Origin of the sequence: Burkholderia diffusa, from assembly GCF_902499115.1 — a bacterium.
GTDB lineage: Bacteria > Pseudomonadota > Gammaproteobacteria > Burkholderiales > Burkholderiaceae > Burkholderia > Burkholderia diffusa.
Window position 1 is genome coordinate 181,093 of sequence record NZ_CABVPN010000011.1, and the last position, 15,398, is coordinate 196,490.

Consider the following 15,398-nt stretch of genomic DNA (forward strand, 5'->3'; position numbering starts at 1 on the left):
ATGCGACACCCGGTCATATCGGAACCGTTTTTTGGAGAGAGACACATGAGTGGAAGCAAGACAGGCCTCGGCACGGGTCTGAAGCAGCGTCACGTGACGATGATGTCGATTGCCGGCGTCATCGGCGCCGGCTTGTTCGTCGGCTCCGGCCACGCGATCGCGGAAGCCGGCCCGGCTTCGATCCTCGCGTATGCGATCGCGGGCGTCCTGGTTGTGCTGGTGATGCGCATGCTCGGCGAGATGGCCGTCGCGCATCCGGACAGCGGTTCGTTCTCGACCTATGCCGATCGCGCGATCGGCCACTGGGCCGGTTTCACCATCGGCTGGCTGTACTGGTGGTTCTGGGTGCTCGTGATCCCGATCGAGGCGACGGCCGCCGCGACCATTCTCAATGCATGGTTCCCCGGCGTCGCGACCTGGATCTTCGCGCTCGGCATCACGTTGCTGCTGACGATCACCAACCTCTTCTCGGTCAAGAACTACGGCGAATTCGAATTCTGGTTCGCGCTGATCAAGGTCATCGCGATCGTCGTGTTCCTGTGCATCGGCGGCGCGGCGATCGTCGGTATCGTGCCCGCGCCGGCCGTATCGGGCGTGTCGAACCTCTTCGCGCACCAGGGCTTCATGCCGAACGGCGCCGGCGCGGTGCTCGCGGCGATGCTGACGACGATGTTCTCGTTTCTCGGCACCGAGATCGTGACGATCGCGGCCGCCGAGTCGGACAACCCGCAACGCCAGATCGTGCGTGCGACGAACTCCGTCATCTGGCGTATCACGCTGTTCTATCTCGGCTCGATCCTCGTCGTCGCGGCCATCGTGCCGTGGAACGATCCGCTGCTGCCGAAGCACGGCTCGTATCAGCGCGCGATGGAGCTGATCGGGGTTCCGAACGCGAAGGCGATCATCGACGTGATCGTGCTCGTGTCGGTCGCGAGCTGCCTGAACTCCGCGCTCTACACCGCATCGCGGATGCTGTTCTCGCTGTCCAAGCGCAAGGACGCGCCCGCGTTCCTGCATAGCACCGATTCGACCGGCACGCCGCGTGCGGCCGTGCTCGCATCGACCGCATTCGGTTTCCTGACCGTGATCGCGAACTACCTGATGCCGGAGCAGGTATTCGGCTTCCTGCTGGCGACGTCGGGCGCGATCGCGCTGCTCGTGTATCTCGTGATCGCGATCTCGCAACTGCGGATGCGCAAGACGCTGGAATCGAGCGGTGCCGACCTGACGCTGCGGATGTGGCTGTTCCCGTGGCTCACGTGGGCTGTGATCGTGTTCATCTGCGGCACGCTGACCGTGATGTTCGTCAGCGAGGAACACCGGATGGAAGTGGGGGCGACGGCCGTGCTCGCGCTGCTCGTGTTGTTTGCTTCGTGGTTGAACAAGCGCGGTCGTGATGCGCGAGCAGGTGCTGGGCGGCGGGTGTCGGCGACGTGATGACGTGACGATCCGAAGGCGGGCAGCGGTGCTCGTCTTTGGCCGACGGACAAGTCCGTGGATGAAAAATGGGCCGATTGGCATTTGCCAATCGGCCCATTTGCTTTTCGTTCCGGATGCGCGTCAGGCGATGCCGAGCGTATCGCACGGCATCGGCATTGCACGTATCAGACGTTGAAGCGGAAGTCTGAAAAGCCACCGGCCGGGAAGCCTCGTCCTTATTAGTTCTCCACTGCAGAAGAGGTTTGGCGAGGCTTAGGCACCTTCGTGACCCTAGCCCACAAAACTGTCCCATTTGGAAGTGGAAAATTCCGGCATGACGATGTCATCGAGACTTGGAGGTCATGCCGTGAAGAAGAGCAAGTTCACCGAAGAGCAGATCGCATACGCGTTGAAGCAGGCCGAGTTGGGCACGCCGTCCGGAAGGTCACTGCGCTTTTTTTTCGCCATTTCTGGTCATCGATTTGGCCATCTTGGTGAGATCACTTGGAGCTCTACGACGCCCGTGAACCGGAGGCTACGGCAGTTACTTCGGAACAGCACGGTGCAATACAAAATCTAGATCCTTGCAGCCATCTTCGAAGCGAACTCTGCTACCGCCTTTTCTATGTCCACGGGGGTTCCGAGCATCGCCGGCAGATCCTTTACCCGATGGTATATGACAGCTACCAGTTCACTTTCTGTAGGACGTGGCACAAGCCTTTTAAGGTTGGATATTGCTTGCCTAAGCTTCCTGGCATCGCTGGGATGCGAACTGAACCAGGTTGGCCTAGAGGCCCAGCATTCGATTGCTTGTTTGATGTCTTCCCGCATAAAAATTCCCTATTTGCGATCTATTGAACGTTACGGAGAGCCTAACCCATTCATAGCCCCCTTGGCGTCCTGAGTCAGGAGGCCCAGATTACGGCGGGGTACCTGGGGCGGTGAGAACTGTCATCCGGAGCCGTCTTGGCCAGCATCAAACTCACCGCCCTCCAAATTCAAACTCATCCATGATTCGGCGCAGAGCGATTGTGTCCTCCCCGTCCGGATTCGCTTCATGCTGGCGCTCGAAGAAAAACTCTACAAGATAGAACTCATCTTCGCTCCTAATTTCCCCCCGTTTAATGATGGCGCCTATCTTTTTTTCATCCTTATCAAAAAATTCAGGGAAATCATTTAATATAATTTGGTTGTATTTTTTTATAAAATCCCTTCTTTCGGTGATCGGTATGTAATTCATAAAATCGCTGGCCCCTCTGAGTCCTTGTTTTACTCCCTCAGTCAAAGTTGAAGCAGAGACGCCCTCAGCTAGTGCTTGAGAGTATTTGTTACGACCAGCCTCCCAAGAATCCTTAAATTTCAACAACACCGGGTGTTGGTAACTGGCCAAGAGAGAAACGATTTGGTCGAATATCCCAAGAAGTTTCGTCAGTTCAGCTGTTTTTTGCGATGTTCTCGTCATGAATTTCACTCGCTATTTCCAAATTCTGAATCTAGATGGGGAATTGTCCGGAAGTGCTCCAAATTCCGCCGTCGAAGCAGCGTCATACAAGAAGCCGCGTGGATTCCAATCCCCGACCCCATTAATCATGTTTCTTGTGCCCCCGCCAACACTTTGAGCGCCACCATGGAAATCTATGAGCTGTTGCTCCCGCCCACGTATTGCATCTCTATTAACAGAGAACTTATCCAAGACCGGGGAAGCAAATCCCTCTGCATTCAGATGGCCTTGCTGTAGCCCTCGCCGGCGCACCAGCGTATTGGGATCACCATACCCTGAAGTTCGCCCGCAATACACCTGCTGTGTGATTGGATGAGTCCTTGTATACGTCGCATGGTAGTACGGCAGCCGATTGGGGGTATCACCTGTCAAAAGGAGTGGTAAGAGCAACCCCGCCGACTTGACTGATGGTACGGGTACGGAGTTGGGTATCGAAATGGGCGCCGGCACCGCAATGGAGCCAGTCAAGCCCAACGGATCCATCCATCCCACAGGATTCGGTGCGAACTGGTACAGACTCAACCCGCCTGCAAGCCCAATCGGATCTTTCGATACGAAGCGCCCACTACTAGGATCGTAGTACCTGTGCCGGTTGTAATGCAGCCCGGTCTCATGGTCATGGTACTGCCCCTGGAAGCGGATGGGGTTGGCGATCGGTGCTTTGCCGGATGCTTTCCGGATGGCCTCCTGCGCAACACCCCACGCTCGGTACTCCGCGCTCCACGCAATCTCGCTCTGCTCATCAGTCAGCTCCTGCGGCGTGCCGAGGTGATCGCACTGGTACCACGCCAGGCTGTTGATCGGCGGCGCGGGCGGCGGCGCGCCCCACAGCGGGTCTTCATCCTGCCGGTAGTAATCGCCATACTCTGGCTGGTCCAGCAATTCGATGGCGTCGTCGCGCACCGCCTGCGCCACCGGCACAAAGCTGCCCGGATCGTACACATAGTGCGTGGTGCGCGCGCCAAAGCCATCCTCGTCGGCGATCTTGCTCTCCCACGCCAGCGTATCGCCGTCCCAGCCGTATAGCGTGAAGCCGCATTGCAGCGCGCGGTTGCGCTTCACGCGCTCGGCGCGGTTCCAGTGTGGCCCCGCTTCCCTTCTTTCCTCGTAGTGCGCCTGGCTGTGCTTGGACAGGCGCCGCCCAAGCGCGTCGTAGGTGTAGTCGACCTTCAGGCGCTCGTCTTCGTAGTGCGTGAGGCGGTCGAACAGATCCCAAGTAAAACGGCCTTCCTTGCCGTTGTGCCAGCGCTGGGTGAGGTTGCCGCGCGCATCGTACTGATAGTGGGTGCCGGCGTATTGCTTGAGCAGGTTGTCCAGCGCCTTGATGCGCGGCATGCGCTGGCGCTCGGCTTCGCGCTGCTCGGCCGGGTCGATGAGGTTGCTCGCCGGGTCGAAGTCAAACGTCTCATGACCGAGCCGGCTTTGCGCTTCGAGCAGGCGGCCCACGGGGTCGTAGCGGTAGGCGATCTGCCCGCGCCGCGTGTCGTTGATGTCGGTGAGTTGGCCGCTGGCGTCGTACCGGTAGCGGCGCACCAGCAGGCGGTTGCCGCCTGCGGTGTTTGTGAGCGCAGGCGTGTCGCGCGCCAGCACCTGCTCGCTGAGCCGCCCCATTGAATCCCACTGCTGCGTTTGCAGCAGCCGGTTGCCTTGTGTTCTGGCGACTTCGCGGTGCAGGTCGTCGCGCTCGTAGCTGACCAGTTCTCGTTCATCCAACTGGAGAGCCAGCAGGTGGCCGCTGCCGTAGGTGAGCCAGCTGACACGGTGGCCGTCCGGGCGCACGGTGGCAATACGCTGGTTCAGCGCATCGTATTCGTGCTGCCACACCCCGACCAGCGGCTGGCCCAGGCGAGTGTAGTGCTGGTGCTCGCGCACCAGGTTGCCGGCCGGGTCGTGGAACCATTGCAGGCGACTGTCGGCGTTGCTGGCCAGCGCCAGATTGCCGTTGAGGTCGTAGGCGAAGCGCTCGATCTGCCAGTCGGCCTTGCGCGGGGCTGCGTCGCCGGTTTGCAGCGCAGCGCGCCGCTCGGTGAGGCGGCCCATCGGATCGAAGGTATAGGCGGTGATGCGCTGCCCGTCGATGGCACGCGCCAGTTTGCCGGTCGCCTCTTCGTACTCGTAGCGCGTGATGGCGCCGTCGAAGCCGGTTTCCGCCAGCAGACGGCCCACCGGGTCGTAGTGGAACTCGGCATCGCGCCCGTTCTCGTTGCGCAGCGCGGTGAGCTGGCCGAGCTTGTCCCACTGGTAGCGCAGGGACTGGCCGGCGGCGTCCACCCGCTTGGCCAGCAGGCCGGCCTCGGTGTAGTCCCATTCAGTGCGCCGGCCCAGCGCATCGATGTGGGTTAGCAGCCGGCCCTCTGCGTCGCGCTCGAAGTGTTCTGCGGTATCGTCCGGGTAGCGGATGGCGGCGAGCTGGCCGGCCTCGTGGCGGTAGCGGGTGACCTGGCCGGCCGCGTCGGTGAACTGCACGAGTTGGCCGCGCGCGTCGTAGGCCCATTCGCTGGCCTTGGCCGAGCAGTCCACGTAGCGAGTGAGCTGGCCGCTGCTGTTGTACTCGAGCTGCCTGGTCTTGCCGCTGGCATCGGTGATGCCGATCGGCAGGCCCATCAGGTTGTAGGCGTACTCGGTCTTGTTACCCAGCGGGTCGATGGCCTCCGTGAGCCGACCGCGGGTATCGTAGTCGCGCAGCCAGAGGCCGCCTTCGGCGTCGCTGATCTTGATGAGCTGGTCTTTGCTATCCCACGCGTAATGCACGGTGGTGCCGTCCGCACGGATGTGCTCGAGCAGGTTGCCGTTCTCATCATGCGCAAAGCGATTGACATGACCTGCGCTGTCGATGTGTCGGACAACGTTCTTGGCACTGTCCCGGAAGAACCATTCCGAGCGCTGGTCCGGGTGAACAATGCGGTAGGTGTAACCAAGGCTGTCGTAGTAGTGCCGGGTCTCCTGGCCGTGAGCATCGATCACGTAGGTAAGGCGAATGTTCTCGTCCCACTCCAGGCGGGTGTCGAAGCTGCCGTCGTCGGCCCATTCGCGCACCGCTTTAGCATCCGCGCCCTCTCCCTGCCACACCAGGTTCATGCCGCGGCCGGTGCGGTCGGTATAACGGGTGATCAGGTGGTGCTGGTACTGGTACGTCCATGCGGCAGCGTTCTCGTCCTGTGCCAGCGTGAGGTCGCCCGCTTCGTCATAGCGGTACAGGCTGAGGCGGCGCAGGGGTTCGTGCTCGCCCATCAGCCACAGGCCGGTGATACGGCCCGCGTCGTCCACTAGGGTGCCCAGGTGGGTATGCGGCTGACTGGGATCGTCCTGGTAGGTGATCAGGTCCGACAGCACCGCGCGATTGCCAACGCGGTGGTCGTAGCCGAGCAGCATGCCGGCGCCGCCGCGCAGCTCGATCCGCACCAGCAGGTAGCGGTCGCCGTGGCGCTGGTAGGTCTCGCGGCGTTCGTAGCCGCGACACAGCACCAACTCATGATCGCGTACACGAACCAGGGTGAGGTCCTCGATGCGATCTTCATGGAACTGTCCGACCTTGGGCAGCGGGTAGTCGTGGCTGCGCCCGTCAGCGCCGTGGTAGCGCAGGCCTTCGCCCCGCACGTCGAAGCGCGTGGTGTATGGCGTGATCCAGCGCGCGCCCAGCTCGCCATCGTCGAAGGCACCCAGGCTGGAGCGGTAGGTACGCGTCCAGGCGATGGTAAATGGGCCGGGTAGCGTGAAGTCGGTGTGGCTGAGTGTTTCGCTGCCCGTGGCAAAGCTGATGCTGCCGCCGGTGCCTGACGGCGCTCCGATCTTGCACACGTTGGCGTCTTGGTCGGCCGGGCGTTCTTTGACGCGTGCCTCAAGTGATTCGCCTGGATGGAGCGATCCAGCCAGGCTCGTCGTATCGGTCTTGACATTGGCGGCCAGGTAACGGCTCGGCCCTCGCGCTTCGAGCGACCGATGCAATCCGGCGACGATCCCCCCGACACTACCTTGCGTCGACGGATTGGCTTGCGCTCGTACCTGGCTGGCCAAGAGCGCGGCGAACTGGCGCAGTAGCTGGGCGTTTGCGGCGATCTTGGTGCGTGTTTCTTTTGAAAGGCTTTGTGCCGGGGCGCTCGGGCTTGTGGTGGCGGCATCGCGCTGAAACTGAAGCGCCGCGTCATAGAGGTTGGAAAACAAGACGGTGGGGTCGCGCCACGACTTCCCTGATTCGTTTTTGCCGGGCGCTCTACCGACAACGTTGTTCGCCTGAGTCAGGGTCTCCAGACCGCTGGCGAGGTCCAGTATGAGGCTTTCGCCAAAGGTGGCGGCTTCATCCAGTAAACCGGGTAGCCTTTGTTGGGTCTGCTGTACAAAGTCGTCCAACTCGCCCCGAATGCTGCTGTTCAGATTGACCGTCAACGTGTTGAGCAGGGCCTCGCTGACCAGGGATTTTTCGCCAGTCAGTTCCTGTCGCGCGAGAAAAAGTGCAGGCCGCAGCGTCATGCGGGCAGGAGCGGTGGCCGGGGCCGGCATCAGACCGATCAGATTGATGCTTGCGATCGCCCAGTCCGAAGTATCACGGTCCTCGCGTGTGGTGAGGGTGACGATATCGCCCAGCAGGTCTGCCAGATTGAGGATGTTACGGACCGCTGGCAGATTGCCTGCAACGGTGCGCAGGCGATTCAGGGTCACTGCTCCGTCGGTGATTGCGCCCAGCCATTGGCCAAATGCATCGATGGTCAGCGCCACGTCACCCAGTTGGATCTGGTTGAGCGGAGCGACTGTGACGGGACGTGCGGAAGAGGCGGACGCTTCAGGTGCTTGGCTTGCCATCGGTGCTCCAGGAACTGAGCACCTACAACTACTGCCTCTAGTGAAGGAATGACTAGCAGCAGGCTCTCAGCATATGGACGTACATGAAATTCTCCAGGCACAAGCGTGCGCAATCACTCGCGGTTTGAATATAGGATCGATCTGAAAAGCCGTTTAGATGGGCGGCTAACTGTACAAAATTCATTTCACCGCAAACGCGATGGTTGTAAAGCAGTGCATACCGCGCTCGACGTTGCGCCGATGCGTTATGCGGCCACAGCACTAGGACGATTGTGCTAGGTCACTCAGGTAGTCGGCCCATGCTTGCATCAGCTACTTCCGGTCTGCAAGCAGGAGAGCCTTGTTGTAGGCGGCCCGTACTTTGTCGCTTTCGATATGGGCGAGTTGCCTCTCAATAGCATCCGGGTGATAACCGTTTTCATTGGTCCACGTTGAGAAAGTCGTGCGCCAGCAGTGCGGTGTTGTACCGCGCCCCAGGTTCATATCGCGCATGGCGTAGCTGAGCCGATTGGGCGTTGTGAAACCCTTGGCACTGCGGTGCGGGAACAAATAGTGTCCGCCACTCGTGATGCGTTGCAGGTCTTTCAGGACAGCGATGGCTTGCGGGGAAAGTGGGTCACGTCGCGCTTTCATCTTGGCGGCGGGGCGGCGCCATACCGCGTCCTTATAGTCGAACTCGTCCCATTCAGCATCCGCAGGCTCGCCCGGACGACAAGCCGTCAGGGCAATCAAACGCAAGCAAACTGCGGTTTCCGGATAGCCTCTGTACCCCTGCAATGACTGGTAGAGCCCATGAATTTGTTCGCGGGTCATGACGGCTTTGGTCTCACTGACCGGGATACGGAGTAGCCCGCGCAGGTTAGGGATCGGATTGGATTCAGCCAGACCCCGCATCACGGTGAATTCAAAGATGGCAGACAGGTCACCCTTGATGTGGATCGCTGCCCACGTGCCAGATACATTGCAGTCCAACAGCGGGCGAATCTGCTTGACGCCAATGTCGCTCATCGGCATCCCATCGACCTTGGGAGACAGGTACTTCCTGATGCGGGATTCTTTCGTGAGGTAGGAGCTGGGCGCGAAAACTGGCTTGATCTCGGCTAAGTCCGCCTGCGCCACCTTGGCGAACGAGCTTGCACGAGGGCGTTTGCGGCCTTCCAGTGCGTCAAGGTTGGTTTGCTTGACCCGTTGCAGCTCATGGGAAGGGTGAATGCCTTGTTTGACGAGTGCACGCGCCCGTTCCCGGGCGGCGCGCGCCTCTGCAAGACCTATTCGGGGAAAGCTGCCAATGGCAAAGAGATTTTCTTTGCCTTGCAGGCGGTATTTCCACCGCCAAAGCTTGCCGCCGGTTGGCTTGACCAGCAGGAACAAGCCCCCGCCGTCTGAAAGTTTCCGGTCTCGATCAGCAGGTTTGACCGACTTGATCTCGGCGTCGGTGAGTAGATTCTCGGGCATCGTTGGACGCCACTGCGGGGAGAAGTACCCCCGCGGTTGAACACGAGTACCCCAACGCTACCCCCAAATTTTTCAGAACTCGATGAACAATAGGAACGCTCAGGAAACCGTATTGTTTTGCAAACCCTTAATTTTAAAAGGTTTGCTCAGTCCGCCGAGCGCTGCTGAGTTCAGAAAAAATCGTCAGACGTTGAACAGGAAGTTCATCACATCGCCGTCGTGCACGACGTATTCCTTCCCTTCCGCGCGCATCTTGCCGGCTTCCTTCGCACCCTGTTCGCCTTTGTACGCGATGAAATCGTCGAATGCGATCGTCTGCGCGCGAATGAAGCCGCGCTCGAAATCGGTGTGGATCACGCCGGCCGCTTGCGGCGCCGTGTCGCCAATATGGATCGTCCACGCGCGCACTTCCTTCACGCCCGCGGTGAAGTAGGTCTGCAGGCCGAGCAGCTTGAAACCCGCGCGGATCACGCGGTCGAGGCCCGGCTCTTCCATGCCCATGTCGGCGAGGAACGCTTCCTTGTCCGCATCGTCGAGATCGGCGATTTCCGCTTCGATCGCTGCGCACACCGCGACGACCGGCGAGTTCTCGCTTTCCGCGTACTTGCGCACTGCGTCGAGATGAGGGTTGTTCTCGAAGCCGTCGTCCTTCACGTTCGCGACGTACATCGCCGGCTTCGCCGTGATCAGGCAGAACGGCTTGAGCAGCGCCTGCTCGTCGTCCGACAGATCCAGGCCGCGCACGGCCTTGCCCTGGTCGAGATGCGCGCGAACCTTTTCGAGCACCGCAGCGAGCTTCACAGCTTCCTTGTCGTTGCCCGACTTCGCGGCCTTCGAGTAGCGGGTGAGCGCCTTCTCGACGGTGCCGAGGTCGGCGAGCGCGAGTTCGGTGTTGATCACTTCGATGTCGTCGATCGGGCTGACCTTGCCCGCGACGTGGATGACGTTGTCGTCCTCGAAGCAGCGCACGACGTGCGTGATCGCATCGGTTTCGCGGATGTTCGCGAGGAACTGGTTGCCGAGGCCTTCACCCTTGCTCGCGCCCGCGACGAGGCCTGCGATGTCGACGAATTCGACGACGGCCGGCACGATGCGCTCCGGGTTGATGATCTCGGCGAGCGCCTTCAGGCGCGCGTCCGGCACCTCGACGATGCCGACGTTCGGTTCGATCGTGCAGAACGGGTAGTTCTCGGCGGCGATGCCGGCCTTGGTCAGTGCATTGAACAGGGTGGACTTGCCGACGTTGGGCAAGCCGACGATGCCGCATTTGAGACTCATGGAATCCTTCGGACGGGTAAGGCGGCGCGGCCGGACAGGGCACGGCGGCGCGGGAAAATAGGGACGGCCGGCGCGTGGGGCGCGGCGGGCCGACGTTCAAAGGCGCTATTGTACCGTGCCGACGCCCCGGTTTCCGGCCTTCCCCCGAATGCCCGATGCGGCGGGCCGTCGCGCTGCCGGGCCGGCCCGCGATTATGCTGATTTCCCGCAAAGTCCGGCCGCGTAAGGGATTGGCCCCGCGGCTATAATGCCCGCCATGACTGCCCACCACACCTTCGACGTCGCCGTGGTCGGCGGCGGGCTCGTCGGCAAGACGGCCGCGCTCGCGCTGACCCAGTCCGGCTACAAGACCGCCTTGCTCGCCCAGCCGGCCACGCCGCGCCCGGCCGATCTCGCGTTCGACACGCGCATCTACGCGCTGTCGTCCAGCTCGCAGGCCTTGCTGGAGCGGCTGCGAGTCTGGCAGGCGCTCGACCATGGCCGGCTCGCGCCGGTCTACGACATGCGCGTGTACGGCGATGCGCACGCGGAACTGCATTTCTCCGCGTACCAGGCCTCCGTGCCGCAACTGGCCTGGATCGCGGAATCGTCGCTGATCGAGACGTCGCTCGATGCCGCGCTGCGGTTCCAGCCGAACCTCACGTGGTTCGATGCGCGCGCGCAGGGCTTCGACGTGCACGACGACGCGGCCGTGCTCACGCTGTCGTCGGGGCAGGTGCTGGAAGCCGATCTCGTCGTCGGCGCCGACGGCGCGCATTCGTGGGTGCGCTCGCAAATGGGGGCCAAGGTCGAACGGCGCGACTACCGGCAAACCGGCGTCGTCGCGAACTTCAAGGCATCGCTGCCGCACCGCGAGACGGCCTGCCAGTGGTTTCACGAAGGCGAGATCATCGCGTTGCTGCCGCTGCCGGACGGTCACGTATCGCTCGTGTGGTCCGCGCACACCGCGCACGCGGACGAATTGCTCGCACTCGATCCGGCGCAGCTCGCGGCCGAAGTCGAGCGCGTGTCGCACGGTCAGGTCGGGGCACTCGAATGCGTGACGCCCGCGGCCGGCTTCCCGCTCGCGCTGCAGACCGTCGACAAGCTGATCGCCCCGCGTGTCGCACTCGTCGGCGATGCCGCGCATCTGATCCACCCGCTCGCGGGGCAAGGGATGAACCTCGGGCTGCGCGACGTCGCGGCGCTCGCCGATGCGATCGCGAACAAGGAGAGCTTCCGCAACCTCGGCGATACGGTGCTGCTGCGCCGCTACGAGCGTTCGCGCCGCGAGGACATCCGCGCGCTGATGGTCGCGACCGACGGGCTGCAGCGGCTGTTCGCGGTGCCTGGCTCCTTTGCGAAGGCGGTGCGCAACGCGGGCATGGCGTTCGTCGGTGCGCAACCGCTCGTGAAGCGCTGGCTCGTGTCGGCCGCGCTCGGCTGATCGAACCTTCGCGCCTTCGGCCTGTCGGACAGGGTTCCGTTACGGCGTACACTGTGACGTGCACTCCGATTGAGCTGAAGGAACTACAGGATGAAAAAAACGATCCGCATCGCATCGCTGGCGCTGGCCGTCACGATGGCGACGCTCGGCTGCACCGCGCAGGCCGACCAGACCACCGACAAGCTGAAAGCCACGCTGCAAGCGCGTCTCGGCAACGACGCGCCGATCAAGAGCGTGTCGAAATCTCCGGTCGCAGGCCTGTACGAAGTGAACCTCGGTACGCAGATCATCTATAGCGATGCAGCCGGCGACTACGTGCTGCTCGGCGATCTCGTCGACACCAAGACGCACAAGAACCTGACCGACGCGCGCCTTTCCGACCTCAACAAGATCGATTTCGCGAGCCTGCCGCTCGCGAACGCGATCAAGGTCGTCAAGGGCAACGGCGCACGCAAGATCGCTGTGTTCTCCGATCCGAACTGCCCGTACTGCAAGCGCCTCGAGACGACGCTGCAGTCGATCGACAACGTGACCGTCTACACGTTCCTGTATCCGGTACTGTCGCCCGATTCGACCGCGAAGTCGAAGGCGATCTGGTGCGCGACCGACCGCGCGAAAACCTGGCAGAGCTGGATGCTCGACCATCGCGTGCCGACCGGCGCCGGCACCTGCGATACGACCGCGCTCGACAAGAACCTCGCGCTCGGCCGGGGGATGAACGTCACCGGCACGCCGACGATCTTCCTGCCCGACGGCCGCCGCCTGCCGGGCGCGGTGTCGGCCGACCAGCTGAACCAGGCGCTCGCGTCGAGCAAGTAAACTGACCGGCACCCCGGGCTGCATGGCCCGGCCAGCGAGGGGCGCCCGCGATATCAGCCGGCGCCTCTCTTCGTTTCCGCTGCCGTATTCCGTCCGATTTTCGTCCGATTCCCACGATGACCCAGCCGATCCGTTATTCGATTGCCCCGAAAGATCTTGCCGCGCACCTGTTCGAAGTGTCGGTGACGGTCGCCGATCCCGATCCCGAAGGCCAGCGCTTCTCGCTGCCGGTGTGGATTCCCGGCAGCTACCTCGTGCGCGAGTTCGCGCGCAACATCGTGACGCTCGCCGCGTTCAACGACGCGGGCCGCAAGGTGCGGATCGCGAAAACCGACAAGAACACGTGGCAGGCCGCGCCGGTGAACGGCGCGCTGACGCTGCGCTACGACGTGTACGCGTGGGACCTGTCGGTCCGCTCCGCGTATCTCGACGAATCGGGCGGCTTCTTCAATGCCACGGCCGTGTTCCTGAGCGTCGCCGGCCACGAGGCTGCGCCGTGCGAGGTCGACATCGCGAAACCGGCGGGCCCGGCATTCCGCACGTGGCGCGTCGGTACGTCGCTGCCCGAGGCACGCGGCACCCGGCGCTATGGGTTCGGCGGGTACCGCGCATCGAACTACGACGAACTCACCGACCATCCGGTGACGATCGGCGAATTCGCGCTGGCGACGTTCGACGCGCACGGCGTGCCGCACGACATCGTGATCGCCGGGCGCGTGACGCAGCTCGACATAGAGCGGCTGCGCGCCGACCTGAAGCGCGTGTGCGAGGCGCAGATCGCGCTGTTCGAGCCGAAGTCGAAGAAGGCGCCGATGGACCGCTACGTGTTCATGACGCTCGCGGTCAGCGACGGCTACGGCGGCCTCGAGCACCGTGCGTCGACCGCGCTGATCTGCAACCGCACCGATCTGCCGGTGAAGGGCCGGCCCGACACGACGGAAGGCTATCGCACGTACCTCGGCCTCTGCAGCCACGAGTATTTCCATACGTGGAACGTGAAGCGCATCAAGCCGGCCGCGTTCGTGCCGTATGACCTCGCGCGCGAAAATTACACGTCGCTGTTGTGGCTGTTCGAGGGCTTCACCTCGTATTACGACGATCTGATGCTCGTGCGCAGCGGGCTAATGTCGCAGGACGAATATTTCGCGGCGCTCGGGCGTACCATCGGCGGCGTGCTGCGCGGCACGGGGCGGCTGAAGCAGAGCGTCGCGGAAAGCTCGTTCGACGCGTGGATCAAGTACTACCGCCAGGACGAGAACGCGACCAATGCGATCGTCAGCTACTACACGAAGGGTTCGCTTGTCGCGCTCGCGTTCGATCTCGCGATCCGCGCGCAGACGCGCAATCGCAAGTCGCTCGACGACGTGATGCGCTTGCTGTGGCAACGCTACGGACGCGAGTTCTATCGTGGCAAGCAGGCTGGCGTCGAGGAAACCGAGGTCGAGACGCTGATCGAGGAAGCGACGGGCGTCGCGCTCGGCAGGCTGTTCTCCGACGCCGTGCACGGCACGCGCGACCTGCCGCTCGCCGAATTGCTCGCGCCGTTCGGCGTGACGCTCGCGCCCGAAGTCGCGCCTGGCGCGGCCGCGAAGCCGACGATCGGCGCGCGCCTGCGCGGCGGCGCGGACTGCATGCTGGCGGCGGTATACGAAGGCGGCGGCGCGCATCGCGCGGGGCTGTCGGCCGGCGACACGCTGATCGCGCTCGACGGGCTGCGCGTCACCGGCACGAACCTCGACACGCTGCTCGCGCGCTACCGCCCGGGTGACAAGGTCGAGGTGCACGCATTCCGCCGTGACGAGCTGCGGACCGCGAAACTGAAGCTCGACGGGCCGGACGTCGCGCGCTACCGGCTCACGGCCGCCGCAAAGCCGGCTGCCGCGCACAAGGCCCGGGAAGCCTGGCTGAAGGGCTGAGCATGCACGAGCGGGTTTCGGGGTGCGATCAACGATTGTTCTGCTGTTGCAACAATCCGTCGCCTTGAACCCGCTTTTTCGCGACCATGCGGCCACGCACAATGGCGTCACTCGCGCTACCGAAGCGCAACCAAACCGGAGCCTGACATGACGACCATTCTGCAAATCAATTCCGCGGCGCGCTCGCAAGGTGCGCAATCCACGCTGCTGGCCAACGAACTGACGGCAAAGCTGCAACAATCGAACCCCGGCGCGAAGGTCGTGGTTCGCGACCTGCTGGCCGACGCGCTGCCGCACCTCGATGAATCGGTGCTCGGCGCATTCTTCACGCCGGCCGACCAGCGCAACGCGGAACAGAATGCGATCGTCGCGAAGAGCGATGCACTGATCGCTGAACTGCAGGCCGCCGACATCATCGTGATCGGGGCACCGATGTACAACTTCGGTGTCTCGTCGCAACTGAAGACGTATTTCGACTGGATCGCCCGTGCAGGCGTCACGTTCCGCTACACCGAGAACGGTCCGGAAGGCCTGATCAAGGGCAAGAAGGTTCACGTGGTGACGGCGCGCGGCGGCAAGTACCTCGGCACGCCGAACGACAGCCAGACGCCGTTCCTGCGCACGTTCCTCGGCTTCATCGGCTTGACCGACGTGAGCTTCATCCACGCGGAAGGCCTGAACCTCGGGCCGGATGCACAGAGCGCCGCGCTCGCCGGCGCCCGCGAAGCGATCGCTGCCGCGTAAGGCCGACGCGGGTGCGTTGCACCCGCTGCGTCGCCAGATGAAA

10 protein-coding genes are annotated in these 15,398 nt (G+C 62.7%); 6 read left to right on the forward strand and 4 right to left on the reverse strand.

Translation table 11 applies throughout. From position 1 onward, the window contains the following. The first annotated feature begins 45 nt into the window (after window positions 1-45). Together gabP and BTE28158_RS13405 are read left to right on the forward strand one after the other, a co-directional pair. Complete coding sequence (gabP, locus tag BTE28158_RS13400; protein ID WP_059600629.1) at window positions 46-1,437, forward strand: GABA permease; 1,392 nt, start codon at window positions 46-48, stop codon at window positions 1,435-1,437. A 349-nt stretch (window positions 1,438-1,786) separates the two neighbouring features. Further along, the gene (locus BTE28158_RS13405; RefSeq protein WP_151048916.1) at window positions 1,787-1,999 is read left to right on the forward strand and encodes a hypothetical protein; all 213 of its coding nucleotides are present in this window, start codon (window positions 1,787-1,789) and stop codon (window positions 1,997-1,999) included. Window positions 2,000-2,401: 402 nt separating this feature from the next. Here the strand turns inward: BTE28158_RS13405 and BTE28158_RS13410 are convergent, their stop codons facing one another. The 4 genes from BTE28158_RS13410 to ychF form a co-directional block, all read right to left on the reverse strand. Beyond that, entirely contained in the window at window positions 2,402-2,890 is a 489-nt protein-coding gene (locus BTE28158_RS13410) for a hypothetical protein (RefSeq protein WP_151048914.1), read from the reverse strand. A 3-nt stretch (window positions 2,891-2,893) separates the two neighbouring features. Then, the gene (locus BTE28158_RS13415) at window positions 2,894-7,717 is read right to left on the reverse strand and encodes an RHS repeat-associated core domain-containing protein (RefSeq protein ID WP_174919917.1); all 4,824 of its coding nucleotides are present in this window, start codon (window positions 7,715-7,717) and stop codon (window positions 2,894-2,896) included. Between the two features lie 312 nt (window positions 7,718-8,029). Then, window positions 8,030-9,172, reverse strand: a complete 1,143-nt coding sequence (locus BTE28158_RS13420) for a tyrosine-type recombinase/integrase (RefSeq protein ID WP_151051941.1) — start codon at window positions 9,170-9,172, stop codon at window positions 8,030-8,032. A gap of 183 nt (window positions 9,173-9,355) precedes the next feature. Beyond that, window positions 9,356-10,450 carry a redox-regulated ATPase YchF gene (ychF, locus tag BTE28158_RS13425; protein WP_151051943.1) on the reverse strand — a complete coding sequence of 365 codons (1,095 nt, stop codon included), beginning with the start codon at window positions 10,448-10,450 and terminating at the stop codon, window positions 9,356-9,358. Window positions 10,451-10,697: 247 nt separating this feature from the next. On the opposite strand from ychF, the gene BTE28158_RS13430 reads away from it, so the two are divergent. From BTE28158_RS13430 to BTE28158_RS13445, 4 genes are all read left to right on the forward strand, one after another. Next, window positions 10,698-11,876: a UbiH/UbiF family hydroxylase gene (locus tag BTE28158_RS13430; protein ID WP_059608049.1), complete on the forward strand. Its 1,179-nt coding sequence runs from the start codon at window positions 10,698-10,700 to the stop codon at window positions 11,874-11,876. A 90-nt stretch (window positions 11,877-11,966) separates the two neighbouring features. After that, window positions 11,967-12,695, forward strand: coding sequence for a DsbC family protein (locus tag BTE28158_RS13435; protein WP_059608050.1), 729 nt, complete (start codon window positions 11,967-11,969; stop codon window positions 12,693-12,695). A 116-nt stretch (window positions 12,696-12,811) separates the two neighbouring features. Then, window positions 12,812-14,611, forward strand: coding sequence for a M61 family metallopeptidase (locus BTE28158_RS13440; RefSeq protein WP_151051945.1), 1,800 nt, complete (start codon window positions 12,812-12,814; stop codon window positions 14,609-14,611). A gap of 147 nt (window positions 14,612-14,758) precedes the next feature. Continuing rightward, window positions 14,759-15,355 (forward strand): FMN-dependent NADH-azoreductase, encoded by a 597-nt coding sequence (locus BTE28158_RS13445; RefSeq protein WP_059608052.1) that lies wholly within the window; start codon window positions 14,759-14,761, stop codon window positions 15,353-15,355. Window positions 15,356-15,398: the final 43 nt, after the last annotated feature.

Bases quoted from the DNA above. Each gene is read 5' to 3' on its own strand.
- gabP (WP_059600629.1), top strand. From the start codon at position 46: ATGAGTGGAAGCAAGACAGGCCTCGGCACGGGTCTGAAGCAGCGTCAC.
- BTE28158_RS13415 (WP_174919917.1), bottom strand. From the start codon at position 7,717: ATGGCAAGCCAAGCACCTGAAGCGTCCGCCTCTTCCGCACGTCCCGTC.
- BTE28158_RS13420 (WP_151051941.1), bottom strand. From the start codon at position 9,172: ATGCCCGAGAATCTACTCACCGACGCCGAGATCAAGTCGGTCAAACCT.
- ychF (WP_151051943.1), bottom strand. From the start codon at position 10,450: ATGAGTCTCAAATGCGGCATCGTCGGCTTGCCCAACGTCGGCAAGTCC.
- BTE28158_RS13430 (WP_059608049.1), top strand. From the start codon at position 10,698: ATGCCCGCCATGACTGCCCACCACACCTTCGACGTCGCCGTGGTCGGC.
- BTE28158_RS13435 (WP_059608050.1), top strand. From the start codon at position 11,967: ATGAAAAAAACGATCCGCATCGCATCGCTGGCGCTGGCCGTCACGATG.
- BTE28158_RS13440 (WP_151051945.1), top strand. From the start codon at position 12,812: ATGACCCAGCCGATCCGTTATTCGATTGCCCCGAAAGATCTTGCCGCG.
- BTE28158_RS13445 (WP_059608052.1), top strand. From the start codon at position 14,759: ATGACGACCATTCTGCAAATCAATTCCGCGGCGCGCTCGCAAGGTGCG.